The 20,395-nt window shown below is 43.6% G+C and carries 21 protein-coding genes; 12 read left to right on the forward strand and 9 right to left on the reverse strand.

All coding sequences use genetic code 11. The features are described 5' to 3' along the window. Positions 1–141: 141 nt before the first annotated feature. Positions 142–3,480 carry an amidohydrolase family protein gene (locus ACTUJY_RS02800; RefSeq protein ID WP_463614531.1) on the reverse strand — a complete coding sequence of 1,113 codons (3,339 nt, stop codon included), beginning with the start codon at positions 3,478–3,480 and terminating at the stop codon, positions 142–144. 210 nt (positions 3,481–3,690) lie between these two features. After that, positions 3,691–4,152, reverse strand: a complete 462-nt coding sequence (locus tag ACTUJY_RS02805) for a hypothetical protein (RefSeq protein WP_463614532.1) — start codon at positions 4,150–4,152, stop codon at positions 3,691–3,693. Between the two features lie 94 nt (positions 4,153–4,246). Here ACTUJY_RS02805 and ACTUJY_RS02810 point away from each other — a divergent pair, with 94 nt between their 5' ends. Further along, positions 4,247–4,774 carry a sugar O-acetyltransferase gene (locus ACTUJY_RS02810; RefSeq protein WP_463614533.1) on the forward strand — a complete coding sequence of 176 codons (528 nt, stop codon included), beginning with the start codon at positions 4,247–4,249 and terminating at the stop codon, positions 4,772–4,774. Here ACTUJY_RS02810 and sthA read toward each other — a convergent pair. The 3 genes from sthA to apbC form a co-directional block, all read right to left on the reverse strand. After that, positions 4,757–6,154 (reverse strand): Si-specific NAD(P)(+) transhydrogenase, encoded by a 1,398-nt coding sequence (sthA, locus tag ACTUJY_RS02815; RefSeq protein WP_463614534.1) that lies wholly within the window; start codon positions 6,152–6,154, stop codon positions 4,757–4,759. The genes ACTUJY_RS02810 and sthA overlap by 18 nt on opposite strands. Positions 6,155–6,268: 114 nt before the next feature. Next, a complete protein-coding gene (gene dcd, locus ACTUJY_RS02820; protein ID WP_463614535.1) occupies positions 6,269–6,835 on the reverse strand; it encodes a dCTP deaminase in 567 nt (188 codons plus the stop codon). A 210-nt stretch (positions 6,836–7,045) separates the two neighbouring features. Further along, entirely contained in the window at positions 7,046–8,134 is a 1,089-nt protein-coding gene (gene apbC, locus ACTUJY_RS02825) for an iron-sulfur cluster carrier protein ApbC (RefSeq protein ID WP_463614536.1), read from the reverse strand. A 186-nt stretch (positions 8,135–8,320) separates the two neighbouring features. Here apbC and metG point away from each other — a divergent pair, with 186 nt between their 5' ends. The 11 genes from metG (at position 8,321) to ACTUJY_RS02880 (ending at position 18,381) form a co-directional block, all read left to right on the forward strand. Continuing rightward, positions 8,321–10,330 (forward strand): methionine--tRNA ligase, encoded by a 2,010-nt coding sequence (gene metG, locus ACTUJY_RS02830; RefSeq protein ID WP_463614537.1) that lies wholly within the window; start codon positions 8,321–8,323, stop codon positions 10,328–10,330. A gap of 19 nt (positions 10,331–10,349) precedes the next feature. Continuing rightward, a complete protein-coding gene (locus tag ACTUJY_RS02835; protein WP_463614538.1) occupies positions 10,350–10,742 on the forward strand; it encodes a hypothetical protein in 393 nt (130 codons plus the stop codon). Positions 10,743–10,851: 109 nt separating this feature from the next. Further along, on the forward strand, positions 10,852–11,433 hold the full coding sequence (gene rsxA / locus ACTUJY_RS02840; RefSeq protein WP_463614539.1) for an electron transport complex subunit RsxA: 582 nt from the start codon (positions 10,852–10,854) through the stop codon (positions 11,431–11,433). Beyond that, positions 11,433–12,011, forward strand: coding sequence for an electron transport complex subunit RsxB (gene rsxB, locus ACTUJY_RS02845; protein ID WP_463614540.1), 579 nt, complete (start codon positions 11,433–11,435; stop codon positions 12,009–12,011). The genes rsxA and rsxB overlap by 1 nt, the downstream gene beginning before the upstream one ends. Position 12,012: 1 nt before the next feature. After that, positions 12,013–13,560, forward strand: a complete 1,548-nt coding sequence (gene rsxC / locus ACTUJY_RS02850) for an electron transport complex subunit RsxC (RefSeq protein WP_463614541.1) — start codon at positions 12,013–12,015, stop codon at positions 13,558–13,560. Between the two features lie 103 nt (positions 13,561–13,663). After that, the gene (gene rsxD, locus ACTUJY_RS02855) at positions 13,664–14,701 is read left to right on the forward strand and encodes an electron transport complex subunit RsxD (RefSeq protein ID WP_463614542.1); all 1,038 of its coding nucleotides are present in this window, start codon (positions 13,664–13,666) and stop codon (positions 14,699–14,701) included. Between the two features lie 34 nt (positions 14,702–14,735). Then, entirely contained in the window at positions 14,736–15,383 is a 648-nt protein-coding gene (gene rsxG, locus ACTUJY_RS02860; protein WP_463614543.1) for an electron transport complex subunit RsxG, read from the forward strand. Next, positions 15,370–16,062, forward strand: a complete 693-nt coding sequence (locus ACTUJY_RS02865) for an electron transport complex subunit E (RefSeq protein WP_463614544.1) — start codon at positions 15,370–15,372, stop codon at positions 16,060–16,062. Before rsxG ends, ACTUJY_RS02865 begins: the two co-directional genes overlap by 14 nt. A gap of 125 nt (positions 16,063–16,187) precedes the next feature. Beyond that, a complete protein-coding gene (locus tag ACTUJY_RS02870; RefSeq protein WP_463614545.1) occupies positions 16,188–16,976 on the forward strand; it encodes an SAM-dependent methyltransferase in 789 nt (262 codons plus the stop codon). Between the two features lie 27 nt (positions 16,977–17,003). Beyond that, the gene (locus ACTUJY_RS02875) at positions 17,004–17,222 is read left to right on the forward strand and encodes a hypothetical protein (RefSeq protein ID WP_463614546.1); all 219 of its coding nucleotides are present in this window, start codon (positions 17,004–17,006) and stop codon (positions 17,220–17,222) included. Between the two features lie 43 nt (positions 17,223–17,265). Further along, a complete protein-coding gene (locus ACTUJY_RS02880) occupies positions 17,266–18,381 on the forward strand; it encodes a tetratricopeptide repeat protein (protein ID WP_463614547.1) in 1,116 nt (371 codons plus the stop codon). 104 nt (positions 18,382–18,485) lie between these two features. On the opposite strand, the gene ACTUJY_RS02885 is transcribed toward ACTUJY_RS02880, so the two are convergent. The 4 genes from ACTUJY_RS02885 to ACTUJY_RS02900 all read right to left on the reverse strand — a co-directional run bounded on the left by ACTUJY_RS02885 (position 18,486) and on the right by ACTUJY_RS02900 (position 20,157). Continuing rightward, complete coding sequence (locus ACTUJY_RS02885) at positions 18,486–18,734, reverse strand: hypothetical protein (RefSeq protein WP_463614548.1); 249 nt, start codon at positions 18,732–18,734, stop codon at positions 18,486–18,488. Between the two features lie 115 nt (positions 18,735–18,849). Next, positions 18,850–19,047: a hypothetical protein gene (locus tag ACTUJY_RS02890; protein WP_463614549.1), complete on the reverse strand. Its 198-nt coding sequence runs from the start codon at positions 19,045–19,047 to the stop codon at positions 18,850–18,852. Between the two features lie 421 nt (positions 19,048–19,468). Continuing rightward, entirely contained in the window at positions 19,469–19,666 is a 198-nt protein-coding gene (locus tag ACTUJY_RS02895; RefSeq protein WP_463614550.1) for a hypothetical protein, read from the reverse strand. Between the two features lie 134 nt (positions 19,667–19,800). Beyond that, positions 19,801–20,157, reverse strand: coding sequence for a hypothetical protein (locus tag ACTUJY_RS02900; RefSeq protein ID WP_463614551.1), 357 nt, complete (start codon positions 20,155–20,157; stop codon positions 19,801–19,803). Positions 20,158–20,395 lie beyond the last annotated feature (238 nt).

The raw sequence follows: 20,395 nt of genomic DNA on the forward strand, positions 1-20,395 counted from the left end.
GGGGCAATGATTAATACAACTTGAGACGAGTACACCAGATTATGGATTTCACCAAGTGCACCTTCTTGAAATAATGCCAACCCGAAAATCGGATTGGCATTTTATTAACGGATCTTATTTAAAGGATAAGTAATACTAGAATCAATGTCGCCAATGATGCTTAGCCTGCTTTTCTTCTAATGCTTTAGCTGCCGCTTCTGGCATTCCGCTTAAATTTAAGCGCTCAAAGAAAAACGGTTCACGTTTGTGACCTTTACGCCCGACTTCGTTCATGGTTTTTGCGTCAAACAAGCGGCCATTGATCATGGTGTAAGCGACTTTTTCAGATTGTTGAATGTCTTTTAACACGTCACCATCAACCACGACCAGGTCGGCGAGTTTGCCTACTTCGATAGAGCCGATATGTTTATCCATACCCAAGTATTTCGCACCATCGTAAGTGGCACCACGCAATGCTTCCCACTGAGAGAATCCACCTTGATGCATCATCCAGGTTTCCCAATGCGCAGCCAAACCTTCACGCTGACCATGCGCGCCAATCACAACACGTACGCCTTTATCCCGCAGTTCTTTTGCAAAACGGGCGACTTTAAAGTGATTGTAATGATCGTCTGGTGCTGTAGTACGACGAATGGAAACCGGTTCTACAAAATATTTAGGCGTCCAACGCAGCAGACGCTCGTTTTCCCATACGTTGGTGCGATCATACCAGTAGGTTTCACCACTTAATCCTCCATAAGCCACAACAAACGTCGGCGAATAACCGCTTTCGGTTTGTGACCAAAGTTGCTTTACGTCATCATAACCTTTAGCAATTGGAATGGCGTGTTCAATACCAGTATGACCATCAATCACTTGCGTCATGTTCGCATAAAACTTGGCACCACCTTCTGGCACGACCATAATGCCTAACTCATTTCCTGCAGCAATCACTTGCTGACGTTGATCACGACGTGGTTGGTTGTAACTCTTTACCGAAATAGCACCGAGATCTTTCAAACGTTGAACGTGAAATTTCGCATCGTCGTAGCTGTCAATATTCGCACTGTATCCTGGTGCTTTTGCGCCGTATAAAATAGTGCCTGTTGAAAATATTCTTGGGCCAATTATTTCGCCGGTGCGTTGCATTTCTGATGCGGCAAAAATCTCCGAACTGTCGTTTGATGGATCGTGAATTGTCGTAACACCAAACGCAATGCTGGAATAATTGGCCCAGTTTTGTTGCGGTGTGATTTCATCTCGACCTTGTCCGCCGTGCGCATGCACATCGATCAGGCCAGGGAATATGGTTTTACCGCTAACATCCACAACCGAAGTATCTTTAGGAATTGTCACCGTGCCGTTTTCACCAATGGCTTCAATGCGATTGTTATTAACCAAGATCACCGCATTTTTGATCACTTCTTGATTGTTGTCCGCATCACGCATCGTGATCACGTTCGCGCCAACCAATGCTATGCGACCTTTTGGTTTATCCGCATTAACACTGAAACTTAAATCAATGCCTTTTGCTACTGGTTCTGGTAGTTCTTCCGGTGCACCGGGTAAATAATCATAAGCATCTTTTAAATCTCGACTGAACAGGGTCGCACCGTGCGCCCAATTCAAGCGTTTGCTGTCTTGCGACCAATGCAAAAATTCACCACTGCGTTTCGATACTTTTTTCACAGCAACCGACTGTTCACTGGAGCCCAGCACTTCCGATTTTCCTGTAATGGTAAATGGCGCAACGTACGCATTAAACTGCTCCATAAAAGCGATCCAGCTTCCGTCGGGAGAAACACGATACTCAACGATGTCCTTACTGGAATAATGTTCTCGCACATCTTTCCCATCAACACCAACACTGAAAAGTTTTCCTCCTTGTCCCCAACCAAAAGTTGAGTAAAAGATGCGATCATTTTTCGCGCCAAAGTGAGGTTTATCCCCCTCTTCCTGCACTCGTTTCATGCCATCGCCATCAACATCGGCAATATAAATTCCAGGCTCCATTGAATACTCAGGAGAGGTTAACCAGCCACCCGCAAATCGACGAAACACAACTTTCTCACCGTTTGGAGAAAAGTCTGGCTCGACATAATGCCCAGGTTCTGTTGTTATCACTTTACCACGACCACCACGCGATGATACAACACGCACACTACCCAACTTTTTATCGTCCCAAGTGACATAAGCAATGGATTTACCGTCTCTTGAAAACGTTGGGTAAAACTCAAAATGATCATTCTGTTTTGTTAAACGTTCTCGCTTACCAGACTTCACGTCTCGAATATAAATTTTCCCTAACGCTTGATACGCAATCTTTTTACCATTAGGTGACATTTGTGCCCAACGGATCATTTTGACGTCAAAAGTATCGGGGGCAACGTCCACATCGAATCGTAGCGCTTTGGTAACTTTCTTTTCCGCTTTAACTTGCAATGGCAATGTTTTCAGCTTGCCAGAGCGGGCATCAACCTTTTGAATTTTTCCACCGGCCCAAAAAACCAACGAGCGATTGTCTGGCGTCCAGTCAAAATGAGTAAAGTTACCCTGACTGCCATTGGTTTCTTGCAGGTCACGATCCATTCCATCATACAAAGGCGTTTCTAAACCGGTTTTTAAATCTTTGATAAACAAAACCGTTTTTGAATCAACTCGCCGAACAAAGGCAAGAAACTTTCCGTCGCTGCTAGGTGTGGGTGCAATGGCACCACCTGGACCACCGGCAATTTGAATATCTTCGCCAGTTTCGGTGTCATAACGTCTAATTGAAAAAATTTGAGTGGTGGGGTTTTTATTGTATTCCCAAACGGTTCCGGGCGTTGAATCGATAGAGTAATAAACAAAACGACCGTCTGGTGTGAACGCTGGTTCGGCAATGGTTTTTTGTGCCTGTTCACCACCCAACCGTTCTTTCAGCTGCAGTCCGTTACCACCGGCTTTGTGATAAAGCCAGATTTCACCGGCTGCAATGCTTCGGGCCGATACAAAGCCTTTTTTAACCGCAATGTACTGACCATCGGGTGACCAATTCGGATTGTGTACCAGATTACGCTTTTCTTTACTGATCTGCTTTGGCTCACTGCCATCAGCATTCATAAGCCAAAGGTTATCGGCTCCGTCTTCGTCAGAAATATAGGCGATTTGCTTACCATCCGGACTAAACCGTGGCTGCATGCTCCAACTCATACCTTTCGTAATGGCTTTGGCGGTTCCACCTTCGATCGGCATGGTATAAATATCACCCAACATATCGAAAGCGATGGTTTTGCCATCAGGGCTCACGTCGACATTGGACCAAGTGGTTTCCTGAGTATCAATCGTAATGCTCTGTTCTTCGCCAGGAGGGTTGTTAACATCCCACTTATCGGCTTTTTTCTCTTCTTGTTTTTGTTCAGCAGGCTTGGCGCTGTCTTTTACCGCCTCATCGGACCAGGCGGTGACGTTTATAAACGACACAGACAGTGCTGCTGCTATACAGGTTGTTTTAAACTTCATTCATTTCTCCCGGTATCGCAGATATCATTGATTTTCGGGTACGCAGACTACCGGGGATGCGATTTCAGGTAAAGCAAAGAAATGTTTCAAAGGTTGAGAAGTTTAAAAACCATCTCAAAGATGCCTTTTATTGCCTATAGCGTGTTGCAGGATTGTCTAAACCACACATCTCTATTTTAGAGAAGATCTCTAGTAACATCTAAGAAGTTATCAAGGTTGACACTTTAATGCCGCCGTTCCTTGGTCCACGACTTGATCTGGGTTAGTCATTATAGTTATCGCATTGTCGAGTAACGAGTCGGCACACTTGTCATAGTAATCCAGAGTACGTTCAACACACTCTTCCGCGGTTATCCCAAAGCGCTCAGAAAAACCAGGCTGGTTGCACATTTGTTCGGTCGCCTCCAACAATGCCTGATGCACCTCTTCGTCGCTGTAGTTTTTAAGATTAAACTCTGATAATTGATCGACACCACGCTTTTTGGCCACATCACGGGCCACCTGCAGGTTCCACTCCTTTAAAGCTTTGTTTTGCTGTGTGGCATTGTAGAGCGCCATTCGAGGATGTGGTGGCTCTTCTTTAAAAAACGTAGGTTCAATCCAAAACAACCAAGAGACAGACACTAACGCAGCACCCAAAATAATATTGACTATAACGTTAAACACTTTCATACATGTTGCTTAAATAATTTATATACGTTTCATTATGTCTTAAATACTGTCGATTCGCTATCATTCAGGTTTACTTTTTACAGTTCAAAAAACGATGAATCAATACAACAAATTCGACAGCCTTAAGCCCGAGCTTACTCAACGAAGAAGATTAGCAAACAGTATTTGCCGAGAATTTGCACGCGATCCCAGTAAAGGCAATTTAAAGAAGCTTAAACAACTCTTCGCCCAATGCGGAGAACAAGTGTTTATCGAATACGGCTTCCATTGCGACTACGGCGATAAAATCACACTCGGTGATCGCGTCTATATCAACACTCGCTGTACTTTACTTGATGGTGGACAGATCGTAATCGGAGACGACTGCTTGATTGGTCCTAACGTACAAATACTAACGGTTTCGCACGATAAAGATTCTGAAAAGCGTTTATCAAAAGCCAATTATGCACGAGACGTTACGATCGGCAAAAACGTGTGGATTGGTGCCGGAGCCATTATCCTTCCGGGCGTTTCCATTGGTGACAACGCAATCGTTGGTGCCGGTTCGGTTGTCACTAAAAACGTGACCGACAACACGACGGTTGTCGGCAATCCGGCTAAAGTTTTAAAACAATCGGTTTAAACCATTTAGTGCAGCGACACGATACGCTTCGGCCATGGTTGGGTAATTGAACGTTGTATTCACAAAATACTCGATGTTATTGCCCCCATTTTGTTGCTGCATAATGGCCTGCCCAATGTGAATGATTTCTGAAGAACGCTCACCAAAACAGTGAATGCCTAATATTTCTTTGGTTTCGCGATGGAACAAAATTTTTAAACTGCCGACCGTGGTATCAGCAATTTGTCCACGAGCCAAATCTTTAAAACGCGCACGGCCTACTTCATAAGGTACTTGATCTTCTGTCAGTTCCTGTTCCGTTTTACCTACCGAACTGATTTCGGGAATGGTATAAATGCCTGTAGGAATGTCTTCGACCAGTCTCAAGTTACAGACATCCTGTAAAATATTGGCTGCCGCAATACGACCTTGATCCAATGCAGCACTGGCTAGGCTAGGATAGCCTATCACATCACCGACCGCATAAATGTTCTCAGCCGATGTCTGATAACAACCGTTAACCTCTAGTTGACCTCGACTGTTTGCCTGCAAACCAATGTTATCCAAGTCCAGAGAATCGGTATTTCCCGTTCGACCATTGGCAAATAACAAACAATCCGCCTTGATTTGCTTTCCGGATTTTAAGTGAACCACAACACCATTACTGCCCCCTTCCACTTTCGCATATTCTTCATTATTGCGAATAATGACACCGGAGTTCCAAAGGTGATAACTGAGCGAGTCGATAATTTCTTTATCCAGAAAACTTAACAGTTGATCACGCATATTTACCAGATCCACTTTGACACCTAAACCACGAAAAATAGACGCATACTCGCAACCAATGACACCGGCACCGTAAATAATGATGCTACGTGGATTACGCTCAAGCGATAATATGGTATCGGAATCGTATATTCGTGGATGATCAAAATCGATATCGGCTGGTCGATACGGTCTCGAGCCTGTCGCAATAATAATATTTTCCGCACTGATTTGATTAATGCTACCGTCGGCTTCATTAATGGCAATGGTATTTGCATCAACAAAGCGAGCGTCACCGTAATATATATCGACACGATTCCTATCGTAAAAACTGGAACGTAACGAAACCTGTTGTTTAATTACAGATTGTGCGTGTTTTAGAATATCGGCAAACGTCAGGGTTGCAGGATGATCAAACTCCTGAAATAACGGACTGGAATTAAACTCGACTAAGCGTGCGACACTATGACGCAACGCTTTTGATGGAATCGTTCCCCAATGCGTACAACCGCCTCCCACTTTTTGAAAACGCTCGATGATAGCGACTTTCTTTTTACTTTTTGCCAAATTCATGGCAGCGCCTTCACCGCCAGGTCCGGAGCCAATAACGATGGCATCGTAATCGTATTTAGACATAATATATTCAGCTATGTATTGTCCGACGTATTTTCAAATAAAAAAGGCACCGCAATTTTGCAATGCCTTTATGGTATTCAACGTAAATTGAATTTACTTCTACTTAAAATGCTTTTAAGTTTTAGGCAAAGTAACACCGGTTTGCCCCTGATATTTACCACCACGATCTTTATAAGACGTTTCACAAATTTCGTCTGATTCATAAAACAGCATTTGAGCAACACCTTCATTTGCGTAAATTTTAGCAGGAAGCGGCGTTGTGTTTGAAAACTCTAATGTGACGTGCCCTTCCCACTCTGGCTCCAACGGCGTTACGTTTACAATAATGCCACAGCGCGCGTAGGTTGATTTACCAAGGCAAACGGTTAATACGCTGCGAGGAATACGGAAGTACTCGACCGTTCGCGCCAAAGCAAATGAGTTAGGCGGAATAATACAAACATCAGACTTCACATCAACAAAACTTTTATCATCAAACGCTTTAGGATCAACGATTGCAGAATTAATATTTGTGAAAATTTTAAACTCGTCAGAACAACGCACATCGTACCCGTAACTGGACGTACCGTAAGATACGATTCGCTGATCGTTAGCGTAACGTACCTGGCCGGGCTCGTAGGGATCGATCATGCCTTCGTTTTCAGCCATTCGGCGGATCCATTTATCTGATTTAATTGACATGCGTTACCTCAATTTAACTTTAATATTTAAAACTCTTTTAATCGTTCAACATACATAGGTGCATTTGGATATTCTTAAACAGTTAATCAGAAAGTGTTTGTGGCAAGGATGCCACTTCCAAGCCTCCAGGGATGGATACACGGCGACTTTCTGAATAACTGTTTAAGAATATCCAACTGGATACCTTTTCTAACTATTTGATTAATAACTTTAATCGTTCGTTATTGAAATTTTAGGAAAAGTCGAGCCATAATCTTTTGCCAACAGCGATAACCGCGCGGCCATGGTTCGAGCAATGTGCCGATATATCTGGGCAACCGCACTTTCCGGATCCGCAACCACACTGGGCTTACCGGAGTCGGCATCATCGCGAATGCTTTTCGCTAAAGGCAAACTGCCTAAAAATTCAACATGACTTTCATGTGCCAAAGCTTCACCACCACCTTCTCCAAATATGTGTTCGGCATGGCCACAGTTAGAACACACATGAACGCCCATATTTTCTACAATGCCGAGTACCGGTACCGATACTTTCTCAAACATGTTCATGGCTTTTACGGCATCGGCAAGCGCAATATCTTGCGGGGTAGTAACAATGACGGAAGCGGTAACGGGCACTTTTTGTGACAGCGTAAGTTGGATATCGCCCGTACCGGGTGGCAAATCAACAATCAGATAGTCCAGTTCACGCCACTGAGTATCATTTAATAACTGTTGTAATGCGCCACTTGCCATGGGGCCGCGCCAAACCATCGCCTGCTCGGGCTCAACCAAGTAACCGATCGACATGGATTGAACACCGTATTGCTCCACCGGCAAAATGCGTTTTTGATCGAGCGTTTCCGGACGAGCATCCGCTTTACCTAACATGATAGGTTGACTCGGCCCGTAAATATCGGCGTCAAGCAAACCCACTTTTGCACCTTCCGCCGTGAGCGCCAAAGCCAAATTCACGGCAGTCGTGGATTTTCCAACCCCTCCTTTGCCCGAAGCCACCGCAATGATATTTTTTACGCCTGCCAAAGAAGCAACTCCGGCCTTATGAACATGGCTCGCCACCTGCCAGTTCAATTCAATTTCAGCACAAATGTTCAATTTCTGCTTTAACAGTTGTTTTAAACTTTCGATATAAGTGGCTTTTTCCTTACTGCACGGAAAGCCAGCGACCAGTTTAATTTGGGCATTATCTCCGTCGATCTGGATTGACTTGACCCAGTTTGCCGAGACGACGTCTTTACCCAGTTCGGCCAATTCATATGACGCCAGACACTCTTTGATATTTTGTTCGGAAACAGACATTGAAATCCACTTTATGAGAGCGAAACGGTTTAGAGGCGCGATTATAACGAAAAGATGTCCGCTTTTATACGTCCTTGCGGTCACATTCGTATATTTTGGGCAACAGTTTTGTTATAGTTCGCCGTTCTGAACTCAATTCCAAATTTTTGTTTATTTTCCAACCTTTAGGGTTTAACAGGTTAAATAATGAGCCGAAAAATTCTCGTCACCAGCGCATTACCGTATGCCAACGGATCCATCCATATTGGACATATGCTGGAGCATATTCAAACCGATATCTGGACGCGTTTCCAAAAAATGCGTGGTCACCAATGCATCAGTGTTTGCGCTGATGATACCCATGGCACACCGGTAATGCTTCGTGCTCAAAAAGAAGGTCTTTCACCGGAAGCTTTTATTGCCGCCACCCGCGAAGAACATCTCAAAGATTTTGAAGATTTTCTGGTGCATTACGACAATTACCATTCAACCCACTCCGAAGAAAACAAAGCATTGTGCGAATTAATTTATAACCGTCTGAACGAGTCCGGTCATATCGCTCGCCGCACAATCTCACAATTGTTTGATCCGGAAAAACAGATGTTTTTACCCGATCGCTTCGTTAAAGGAGAATGCCCGAAATGTGGCTCCGACGATCAGTACGGTGACAATTGCGATAATTGCGGTGCAACTTACAGCCCGACTGAATTGAAAAACCCGAAATCAGCCGTTTCTGGAGCGACACCGGTTTTACGCGATTCCGAACACTTTTTCTTTAAGCTCACCGATTTTGAACAAATGCTCAAAGTATGGACGCGCCAGGAGCACGTACAGGAACAAATTGCGAACAAGCTGGATGAATGGTTTGATGCCGGTCTGGCGGAGTGGGATATTTCGCGTGATGCCCCTTATTTTGGTTTTGAAATTCCTGGCGCACCCAACAAATATTTTTATGTGTGGGTGGATGCGCCCATTGGCTACATGGCCAGTTTTAAAAACTATTGCAGCAAAAACCCGAACATAAACTTCGACGATTTCTGGAAAACCGACAGCGACGCGGAAGTGCACCACTTTATCGGCAAAGACATTGTTTACTTCCACACGTTGTTCTGGCCGGCCATGTTGGAAGGTGCCGGATTCCGCAAACCAACACGTGTACACGCACACGGCTTTTTGATGGTCAACGGCACCAAAATGTCAAAGTCAAAAGGAACCTTCGTAAAGGCGCGAACCTATCTGAATCACTTAAGTCCGGAATACTTGCGTTATTATTTTCTCGCCAAACTCACCAGTCGCGTCGACGATTTTGATCTGAACCTCGAAGATTTCGTGGCGCGTGTCAATGCCGATCTGGTTAACAAATACGTGAATATCGCCAGCCGTTGCGCCAACTTTATCAGTAAGCGATTCGACGGAAAGTTGGCTGAAGGCACCGCTGAACACCCACTTATTAAAGAGTTTCAGCAAGCCGCGGAAACCATTGCCAACTATTACGAACAAAAAGAATTTGGTAAAGCGGTACGCGATATTATGGCCCTGGCCGATAAAGCCAATAAATACGTCGATACCGAAGAGCCCTGGGTAAAGATTCGTGACGAAGCGACGGCTGCTGAAGTACACACCATCAGCTCGGTCGCATTAAATTTGTTCCGTATTCTGACGATTTATTTAAAGCCAGCGATTCCCGCAATCGCCGAACAAGTCGAAACCTTTTTCAATATTGAACCCTTGCAGTGGCGTGATGTTCAAACCGTATTAGAAGATCACGAGATTAACCGCTTTAAAGCTATGATCAAACGCGTTGAAGCCAAACAAATAGAAGCCATGATAGAAGAATCCAAAACAGAAACTGCGGCGGCAAATGAACCGCAACTCGCCGAGCCGTTAAAAGACACCATTGAATTTGGTGATTTCGAAAAAATCGACTTACGCATTGCCCGTATCGCCAAAGCAGAACACGTCGAAGGCGCAGAAAAGCTTCTGAAACTGCAACTGGATCTCGGCGGCGTTACCAAACAAGTATTTGCTGGCATAAAGTCAGCCTATTCACCAGAAGAGCTGGAAGGCAAATTAACGGTCATGGTCGCCAATCTGGCACCACGCAAAATGCGCTTTGGGCTTTCCGAAGGTATGGTTTTAGCAGCTGGCCCTGGCGGTAAAGACCTCTGGATCCTAAATCCTGATGAAGGCGCCGAACCCGGCATGCGTGTGAAGTAATCAAGAGGTATTGCCGTTCATGTTGTTAAGCGCTCAACCTTTTGCCCTCTACGCTGAAAGCTGGTGGGCCTATATTGGATGCGGACTGCTATTTCTAGCATTAGTGTGGTGGAAAGTGCGTCATTGGCATTTTGCCGCTCAGTCTATTTTGTTGTCGATGTTTGCCGCCGGTGCTTTCAGCTTTACTCAAGTACCGGAGGCCGAAACCTATGCTCCTGCAACCATTGCGTTTATCCTAGAGTTGGAAAACGAAGGCAGTGCAGGAGAAATCAATATGCTGCTGCATATTGCTTTGGTGTGGTTTATTCTTATTTTACTAAGTGCTTCGGCGCGTTACGCCTGGATTTATTTTAGGGGTAAACACATCAAGCATAATGAGCCGTCGAATGAGCCAAATTCCACAAAACATTGATGGACCAAAAAGATCTTGAAAATCATTTGGTTGAGTCTGTTCGACTAAGATAGGATAATGATGAGCTGATAAGCAAACAGCCTGCACCTATTAAAGAATATCCTGCTACGTGACTGAATACTTATTGCTGCTGGTCAGCACCGTTCTTGTGAATAACTTTGTACTGGTCAAGTTTCTTGGCCTGTGCCCCTTTATGGGTGTTTCGAGCAAAGTTGAAACAGCGGTCGGTATGTCTTTCGCAACAACCTTTGTGCTCACACTCGCTTCTGCCTGTAGCTATATTGTCGATACGTTTTTGTTAACGCCGCTAAATTTGGAGTATTTACGTACGCTCTGTTTTATTCTCGTAATTGCCGTAGTTGTGCAATTTACGGAAATGGTGATCCATAAAACCAGCCCATTGTTGTACCGCTTGTTGGGCATATTTTTACCCCTCATTACAACAAACTGTGCGGTATTGGGTGTTGCACTACTCAACATCAATGAACAACATAATTTTATCGAGTCCATCGTTTATGGTTTTGGTGCTGCGGTTGGATTTTCTTTAGTGTTGGTACTTTTTTCTTCCATGCGAGAGCGCATCGCCGCTGCCGATGTGCCAGAACCGTTTCGAGGGCCAGCCATTGCACTCATCACCGCAGGGCTAATGTCTTTGGCATTTATGGGCTTTACAGGGCTGGTGAAGTTTTAATGGATGTCATCACTGCGGTTCTGATTTTAGTAGGTTTAACAGCAATTTTCGGTGCCTTGCTGGGCTATGCGGCGATTCGTTTTAAAGTGGAATCGGATCCGGTTGTTGATCAAATCGACAATATATTGCCACAAACGCAATGTGGCCAATGCGGCTACCCAGGCTGTCGCCCTTATGCCGAAGCCATCGCCAATGGCGACGCAATTAACAAATGCCCTCCCGGTGGAGAAGCTGGCGTTAAAGCGTTAGCCGATTTATTAGGGCGCGAGGTGGTGCCACTGGATGAATCCTTAGAAAAAAGCATTCCGCGTGTTGCCTATATTCGAGAAGACGAATGCATTGGCTGTACTAAGTGCATACAGGCATGTCCGGTAGACGCCATTGTCGGAGCAGCCAAATTAATGCATACCGTTATAGTCGATGAGTGTACTGGCTGTGATCTCTGCGTCGACCCATGTCCGGTAGACTGTATCGATATGTTGCCGATAACTCACAACTTACAACAATGGCAGTGGCCGGACCCAAAGCTCCATAACAAACATTCTGCACAGTTAATTCCAGTGAAGCAGGTATCCTGATATGTCGGAAGCTGGCGATATTCTGTTCCACAGCGAATACAAGTTTCACGGCGGTGTCCATCCCGAAGAAATGAAGTCACTGTCTAACGCATCGGACATTGCTGAGTTACCCCTTCCGCCCTATTTGATTCTACCGCTTGGGCAACATGTTGGAATAACCGCGCAACCGATCGTGGCAATAGGGGATTACGTAAAAGCCGGGCAAGTAATAGCCGAAGCGCCAGTCAATGTTTCAGCCAATGTCCATACAGGCTGTAGCGGTAAAGTAATTGCAATAGAAAACCGACCGGTTCCCCATCCATCGGGAATGGAAGACTTGTGTGTAGTCATCGAAACCGATGAGCCACAAAAGTCTGTAGCATTTGATCCCATTACATCGCCCTTAAGCTGTGATCGACAAATGTTACTGGAGCGAGTGCAACAGGCCGGTATCGTTGGATTAGGCGGTGCATCATTTCCAAGCCATATCAAATTAATGGGCTCTATTGAAACACTCATCATTAATGCTGCTGAATGTGAGCCTTACATCACTTGCGATGATCGCATGATGCAAGAGCAAGCCCCGCAACTTATCGAGGCTTTTAACATTGTTATGCACCTCACTCATGCGAAGAGCTGCGTAATAGGCATTGAAGACAATAAGCCGGAAGCGATTGAACGTTTACACGAAGCCATAAAAGCATATGGGCATACAAACATTCGCATTTGTGTTTTACCGACCAAATACCCAAGCGGCGGAGAAAAGCAGCTGATTGAATTGGTTACCGGAAAGCAACTGCCGAAAAACGAGTTGCCAAGTTCAATGGGACTTTTGGTGCATAACGTGGCTACAGCCTTTGCCATTTATCAGGCCATTGTTCAGGGTATTCCATTAACGGAGCGCATTGTCACAATAACGGGAGAGGCTTGCGAACTCCCCGGTAATTACCGTGTTAAATTGGGGACACCCATCAACTGGTTACTGCAGCAAGTTGACGCTAAAGAAGTGAACTCAATTATCATGGGTGGCCCAATGATGGGTTATGCCATTCAAGACCAGAGCGCCCCTGTTGTTAAGGCTACCAATTGCCTAATTGCAGCAAAACCAGGAGAGCTCGCGATTCCGGAACAATCGCTGCCTTGCATTCGGTGCGGTCAATGCGCCGATGTGTGTCCGGCATCTTTGTTACCGCAACAGCTTTACTGGTTTGCTCGCAGTGACGATTTCGAGAAAGCCGAAGCTTACAACTTGTTCGATTGTATTGAGTGTGGTGCCTGTTCCTACGTTTGCCCTAGCAAAATCCCGCTAGTGCAGTATTACCGATATGCGAAAAATGAAATCCGTCACCGCGCCGAAGAAAAACAAAAAGCGGAACAGGCTCGCGAAAGGTTCGAATTCAGAGAGTTTCGCTTGAAGCGAGAAAAAGAAGAGCGCGCCGAGAAACATCGAAAAGCCGCCGAAGCGCGTAAGAAAGCTGCCGAAGCGCAAGGCGAAGCCGATGAGAAAAAAGCCACCATTGCCGAAGCCGTAGCGCGTGCTAAAGCCAGAAAAAAAAATACGGAATCCTAGACGCCTTTTAACTAGAACAACAGCCATTCCCGGCGAGGTGCGTCTTGCCAGGAACACAGACAAACCAACTGAACGGGCCATTAATGACAGGAGGCTCCATTAGATGTTGCACTCATCCCCTTTTAAGTCTGCAGAAAATACAGTCAGCCGACTGATGCTGACGGTGATACTAGCAACGGCTCCTGGTGCATTAACACTGATTTATTTTTTTGGTTGGGGTGTGTTGTTCAACTTGATGACCTGCGCTTTCGTTGCCTTGGCGAGTGAAGCCATCGTATTAAAACTGCGACAACGTGACATTCGTCGCGGCCTTTTTGATCACAGCGCGTTATTAACCGCCGTTTTACTCGGGTTAGCCTTACCTCCTCTGGCACCTTGGTGGGTCGCATCAATCGGCACGGTATTCGCCATTGTTTTTACGAAGCATTTATTTGGGGGGTTGGGTTATAACCCGTTTAATCCGGCTATGGCGGGCTATGTATTACTGTTGATTTCTTTTCCGGTTGCCATGACAAGCTGGCTACCACCGAGTGAGTTAGCCAACTCTACACCTGGTTTTACCGATAGCCTCTCGTTATTTTTTACCGGAAAAGACACCCTGGGTGAAAATTTAAGGTATTACCTGCTAGGCGCTGACGGGTTTACCATGGCCACACCGCTTGATCAGTTAAAAACAGCCGCTTCTATGGGCTTTATTATTGATGAGGTCGCCGACAAGCCGATATTCGATGGATGGCAAAACGTTGGTTGGCAATACGTAAACCTTGCGTTTTTAGGCGGCGGTATTTTGCTTTTATTGCTCAAAGCAACCAGTTGGCATATTCCGGTTGCTTTCCTCGCCAGCCTTTTTGTTATTGCAGCGCTGCTCCACGGTTACGACGACACGCGATTTGCTTCGCCCATGCTGCATCTGTTTAGCGGTGCGACCATGTTAGGCGCGTTTTTTATTGCGACCGATCCGGTGTCCGCAGCAACCACCAATCGAGGAAAAATTGCGTTCGGGATCGGCGTCGGATTTTTTACCATTTTAATTCGTACATTTGGTGGCTACCCAGATGCTGTCGCTTTTGCAGTCCTGCTGATGAATATGTCGGCACCATTAATTGATCACTATACCCAACCCAAGGTGTATGGCGCATGAAAAAATCTTGTGTATTTCCGGAGTTAAATAAGTCATGCTAGCGCGATCCATTTACAAAAATGCGATGATTCTGGCCGCTTTTGCTTTGCTCTCGATTGGGCTTATTGCGCTGTTCAATCAACTCACCAAAGATAAGATTCGTGCGGAAATGCAGTCAAAGCTCGCACGTACTTTAGGAGAGTTGGTTCCAGGATCGGCTTACAATAATGATGTGTATCATGACTGTGTTGAATTCGACTCGAAAGGCGTTTTAAACAAAAATGGAAGCACTCGATTTTATCGTATGACTCAGGATAACCAGCCGGTTGCATCTGTGTTCACGGTTGTAGCGCCAGATGGTTACAACGGTAACATTGAATTGATCATTGGTTTGTATGCGGATCAGCGAATCGCCGGTGTGCGCGTAATTCAACACAATGAAACGCCTGGTCTCGGAGACAAAATAGAACTTCGTAAATCGGACTGGATGTTGCAATTTGCCGGCCTTTCACTCGACCAGGTTTCAGAAGACGAGTGGAAAGTACAAAAAGATGGTGGGAAGTTCGATGCGTTTACCGGCGCTACCATTACACCCAGGGCGGTCTTAAAAGCGATCGAAAAAGGTTTGGTGTTTTATCAAAAGCATGCCAACGAAATCTTCAACCGTCCTAACGCTTGTGGAGCGAGTCATGAGTCAACCTGAATACCGACAAATCAGCATCGACGGCTTATGGAAAAACAATCCGGCTTTGGTTCAGTTACTGGGCCTATGCCCGTTATTGGCGGTCAGCAATACCTTAATCAACGGGCTTGGATTAGGTATCGCAACCACCATGGTCTTAGTCGGTTCCAATATTTCCGTTTCATTTGTACGTCATTGGGTGCCCAAAGAAATTCGCATTCCTGTGTTTGTCATGATGATCGCTTCTTTCGTAACAAACACTCAGCTGTTAATGAACGCTTTCACTTATGAGTTGTACTTAGTACTCGGCATTTTTATTCCACTGATTGTCACCAATTGCAGCATCATTGGTCGCGCCGAAGCGTTTGCATCCAAAAACCCCATTCTGCCCTCATTTGTAGACGGACTAACTCAAGGCATTGGGTTTTCCACTGTGCTGGTTTTGTTAGGGGCTATTCGCGAATTATTAGGGCAAGGTACACTGTTTGACGGTGCTCACTTGCTGTTAGGAGAGTGGGCTAAGGTATTAACCATTCAAGTGGTTGAAATTGACCAATCTTTTCTGTTCGCTATTTTGCCACCGGGTGCTTTTTTTGGACTCGGACTTTTAGTCGCGGCTAAAAACTTAATCGACAAGCGCATGCAATTAAATGCACTGAAAAAAGCGGAGTTGATTGAGGCTTCTTCCGTCTCGAATTAGATCTTAATAACGTAATGTGCTATCACAAGACTAATGGTGGTTCCGTTACTTGCGTCATAGATTACACTAGACGCGAGCATCAATTACTGGCACCATGATCCGTAAATAAAAAATACAGCACCCCTATGCCAAATGGTCGTCTTGTCGTGGTTGGCACCGGCCTAATCACGCCGCAACATATCACACAGGAAGCGAAACGCCATATTCGAGCGGCTGATCGCGTCTACCATATCGTTCCCGATCCACTCGGTATCGACTACCTCTCCTCGCTTAATGAAAACCTTGTGTATCTCGGTGACTGTTATCAAAAAACATCGAATCGACGTGAAACCTACAACATGATGGTTGAACGCATTATGCAAGGCGTACGTGAGGATTTAAAAATTGTCGCAGTGTTTTACGGACATCCAGGTGTATTTGTAACGCCTTCTCATGAAGTTATTGATATCGCCCGAAGCGAAGGCTATCGCGCTTTTATGTTGCCCGGTGTGTCTGCAGAAGATTGCTTGTTTGCTGATTTAGGTGTCAATCCAGGCTCTTCAGGTTGCCAAACTTATGAAGCCACTTATTTTTTAACACATCATCTTTCAATCGACACAACCACGCCTCTTATTCTTTGGCAGCTTGGAGTTATCGGTGATATTGATAACTCACGACTGAGTCCGGTGACAAAAGCGATTCAAATGCTCTCTTCTAAATTAAGCGCTTTATATTCAGATCAGTACCATGTCGTGCTTTATGAAGGCGCAACAAACAGCCTCCTAGAGCCAATCATAAAAACAGTACCAATTGACGCTTTGGTCGACCAAAGTCTGTCTCACCGTTCTACTTTATTCGTTCCTGCGAAAAACAAAAGTGAAATCGACACTTTTATGTTCGAAAAACTCGAGAAGTTGAAATTAACGATCTTGTAATAAAGTTAAATTTTAAGGAGAATCATAATGTCAAAAAAGCTCGAAGAATTACTTAAAAAAGTGACTAATGACCCTGACTTCCAAGAAAAGTACCGTTCCAATAAAGAAAAAGTCATGGACGAATTTGGGTTAAACGAAGAAGAAAAAGAGCTGCTCAGAAACAATGATACAGACAAGCTGAATCAAAAACTGGATAACAAATATAATTTGAAAGCGAATGGAATAATTCAAATTAATAAAAAATAACTTTTTGAGGTACTATGTACCTCTATTTATCAGAGAATTTTTCATGCGCTTTCGATTTGTTTTATTTCTACTCCTTTATTTGAGCCAAAACACTATCTTAGCAACCGACGAGGAATCAATTTCTCAAATCAATGACCTAGCCTATCAAAATATAAAATCGGGAAATTATGGAAAAGCGTTTAATTTTGCTGAGCAAGCAAGAATTGCCTCTTTCTACAACAATGATAAGAACAACTTAATCATAGCGTTAAAGCATCAGGGGTCATGCTATTTCTACCTTAACCAATATGATAAAGCGATTCAGCATTACAGTAACGCGCTGGAGTTAGCAAGAAGCACCCAAAATATCGTTGAAATTTCAAAACTATTAAACAACCTCGGAACAGTATATTTAGAGCTCGAAAACTTCACTATTGCAAAAGAATTTTATCAAGAAGCCTACAATAAGAGCTTAAACAGCAACGAAATATCCGAACTTAGTCGCTGGCAAACATTGGTTAATTTAACTCAGTCTTCCGCTTATGCCGAAGATCAATCTGAGTATGAAACCTTTTCAGCGATTATGGACGAATCTTTTAAAACCATTTCTGATGCATTTACGTTAATGTATTACTTTCAAATTAAAGGAGATATAGAGGCATACAAAGGAAGACTAAAAGACTCTCGCCAACATTATGAAAAAGCCTTAGAGATTGCTTCTAGCAATCAATTCTCTGCGATTGAAAAAGAGATTTTATTAGACATTGCCGAGTTGAATATCGCTGAAAATGCCTTAAGCGACACCAAAGAGAAGTTATTGCAAATTACGAAAGAGTTAACACTTAAAAAATTTCCTGAGCAAGCCAATAGAGCCCATGAGTTGCTTTATAGCATCTACAAACAACTGAGCCAATTTGACAGAGCCCTTTTCCATTTAGAACAAACCATCGAACTGAAAAATCACATCAATAGCTTGAAAGTTATGCATATTGGAGAAATAACAAAAATTGAACAACAAACAGAAAAGCAAAAGGAAAGTTTATCAAAGCTGAATAAAAGTAATGAGCAACTTATGCAAAGTCTTGCTGAAACAACCGCATCAATGTGGTACGGCTGGATAGCATTTGGTTTCGTTTCTGTATTATTGATTGTGGTTCTTTGGGTAACGAGAAAAAGATAGAGGTACCGCTTCCAAACCATCTATTTATAATTTTCGTTGAAATGGAGCGCAAGCCTAGCGTTTTGCATCCTTTTTATTGGTTTGTTATTTAGGCACACTTATGGTTAATAAAAAACTGACAGCAACGCCACAATTCCCATAAAAACAGCTAAAAAAGCAAAACCAATTTTTCGATTGTCATCTTGCTGTTCGGAGTGAGGAATATGCAACTTCTCAATGATTTCACCGTTTGTCATGCCTTTACAGTAAGGGCAAGTAGTTTCCTCAAGCAAATGCTTCAAGCCGCACTTGGTACAACGAGTTGTTTCTGAAGGCTGAATAAATACACTTTCATCGAAGTCAAAAATTCGCATAATAACTCTTTTAGACTATATAACGCCCAGCACACTGGCCGACTAAAAAACGCAGCTAAGGAGGTCCCGGCCGAAGACGGATGGTCCTGCTGCAAATGACTTTTTGCAAACAACTCTACTTATCAGAGCCATTAATATTTTGTTTGCCTTTCTGACTTGCTCCAATAGCAACACCAATAGCTATGCCGATCCCTATACCAAGTGCAAGATTACCCACTGCCACCCCAATTCCAGCTCCGATGGCAACACCTATACCGATTCCAAAACCGGTTGGATTTTCAATTTTGCTACTTTTCTTTTTCCAGTTACTCATGTGGTACACCTAGACAGCTAACCACCTAAAGCCTCGGCGCGTTAGTGCGCACGGCCCGCAGGGCGATGCTGTCTTTACTGTTAGCATCTAATTTAATGGTTTACTTGTGGTCACCCCAGTTTTTCCACCACTATGGCAATTCGAATTACGGATAACCCAACTTTTTTCACTTAATTTAATCAGATACCACGAGGACTCATCGATATTTGGCTGATTCAATGCTACTCCCGTTTTGCTCATGGATGTTAGTTGTTTTTTATGGTGGTTAACTGCAGTCTCTAAAAATAATTTGTCATATTGTAATTTAGTATCTTTGTATCCTTCTTTTTCTAACTCTGATAGGACACAAATTTATCTTTGGATTTATTTTGAATGATGAGCATATGAAAGCTATTATTCTGGTCATACACGTCGTAAAGTCCTACATAAGCCGATACAGGCCAAGATTTATTTTTTTAAAAGAATTTAAACTGAATGTAACTTTAATGCCATCTGCGATATCTCCTATTTCTTTTATATTAATCAGCCCACTTTCCGCTTCAAGTTCAATGATATTTTCCGAGGCCATCACAAGTAAGCAAATCAGAAGCGCAAAGAATAATGTACCAATATTTATCATATTAATTACTTAACTCTACGCTAAACCTGCTAAACCAAAACGAAGTGCGTGGTTTGAGATCGGCTTAAGCGCTTGGTTAAATTTATAAATTTGTGCATTCGTCAGTTAACTATATTTGTGATACAACATAATTTTTAGTCTGTAACCCATAAAGTATGAACAATTGGTTTAGTTGCTGAGCCGCCCCAGAATGGGATAATGTCACAACCATTACTCCATAAGCCAATTTTCTTACCGGAAGCGTAGGCTGCCATTGCAGCTGAAATCATACCATCATAACCTGCCATGGTAGGTTTAATATGAACGAGTGTAATATCATTGCAATTGTCAGGGTTACTTATTCCTGATACCCACAAGGTCATGCCTCCTTCACCATGCATGGTATATTTTTGAATTTTTACTCCCTGACCGTACGGTGTAAGATAACCTGAAGCAAAAGATTTAAATGGAATCAACAAAAAAACCACTAAAAGAAATGAATACTTTTTCATAATTGATACTCTTAATATTGAAAGAAATTTAACATTAGTGCATTCGGACCCTAAGAACCGCACATCCAATTATCTCATTTTAGCAATTTTCCCATATTTTTGAACAATCACTTACAGTTAAGATTACCACCGTCTCATAATGAATTAGGAAAAAGCAGACCAAATTTCGGCATAACACAGCTGAACAAAATTCATACTCAAACTAATTCTTGAAAAACAATAAGTTACAAAATAGAAA

Source organism: Pleionea sp. WD8-19, from assembly GCF_055326765.1.

Coding starts and splice junctions, on each gene's coding strand:
- ACTUJY_RS02800 (WP_463614531.1), bottom strand. CDS start 3,480: ATGAAGTTTAAAACAACCTGTATAGCAGCAGCACTGTCTGTGTCGTTT.
- ACTUJY_RS02805 (WP_463614532.1), bottom strand. CDS start 4,152: ATGAAAGTGTTTAACGTTATAGTCAATATTATTTTGGGTGCTGCGTTA.
- ACTUJY_RS02810 (WP_463614533.1), top strand. CDS start 4,247: ATGAATCAATACAACAAATTCGACAGCCTTAAGCCCGAGCTTACTCAA.
- sthA (WP_463614534.1), bottom strand. CDS start 6,154: ATGTCTAAATACGATTACGATGCCATCGTTATTGGCTCCGGACCTGGC.
- dcd (WP_463614535.1), bottom strand. CDS start 6,835: ATGTCAATTAAATCAGATAAATGGATCCGCCGAATGGCTGAAAACGAA.
- apbC (WP_463614536.1), bottom strand. CDS start 8,134: ATGTCTGTTTCCGAACAAAATATCAAAGAGTGTCTGGCGTCATATGAA.
- metG (WP_463614537.1), top strand. CDS start 8,321: ATGAGCCGAAAAATTCTCGTCACCAGCGCATTACCGTATGCCAACGGA.
- ACTUJY_RS02835 (WP_463614538.1), top strand. CDS start 10,350: ATGTTGTTAAGCGCTCAACCTTTTGCCCTCTACGCTGAAAGCTGGTGG.
- rsxB (WP_463614540.1), top strand. CDS start 11,433: ATGGATGTCATCACTGCGGTTCTGATTTTAGTAGGTTTAACAGCAATT.
- rsxC (WP_463614541.1), top strand. CDS start 12,013: ATGTCGGAAGCTGGCGATATTCTGTTCCACAGCGAATACAAGTTTCAC.
- rsxD (WP_463614542.1), top strand. CDS start 13,664: ATGTTGCACTCATCCCCTTTTAAGTCTGCAGAAAATACAGTCAGCCGA.
- rsxG (WP_463614543.1), top strand. CDS start 14,736: ATGCTAGCGCGATCCATTTACAAAAATGCGATGATTCTGGCCGCTTTT.
- ACTUJY_RS02865 (WP_463614544.1), top strand. CDS start 15,370: ATGAGTCAACCTGAATACCGACAAATCAGCATCGACGGCTTATGGAAA.
- ACTUJY_RS02870 (WP_463614545.1), top strand. CDS start 16,188: ATGCCAAATGGTCGTCTTGTCGTGGTTGGCACCGGCCTAATCACGCCG.
- ACTUJY_RS02875 (WP_463614546.1), top strand. CDS start 17,004: ATGTCAAAAAAGCTCGAAGAATTACTTAAAAAAGTGACTAATGACCCT.
- ACTUJY_RS02880 (WP_463614547.1), top strand. CDS start 17,266: ATGCGCTTTCGATTTGTTTTATTTCTACTCCTTTATTTGAGCCAAAAC.
- ACTUJY_RS02885 (WP_463614548.1), bottom strand. CDS start 18,734: ATGCGAATTTTTGACTTCGATGAAAGTGTATTTATTCAGCCTTCAGAA.
- ACTUJY_RS02890 (WP_463614549.1), bottom strand. CDS start 19,047: ATGAGTAACTGGAAAAAGAAAAGTAGCAAAATTGAAAATCCAACCGGT.
- ACTUJY_RS02895 (WP_463614550.1), bottom strand. CDS start 19,666: ATGATAAATATTGGTACATTATTCTTTGCGCTTCTGATTTGCTTACTT.
- ACTUJY_RS02900 (WP_463614551.1), bottom strand. CDS start 20,157: ATGAAAAAGTATTCATTTCTTTTAGTGGTTTTTTTGTTGATTCCATTT.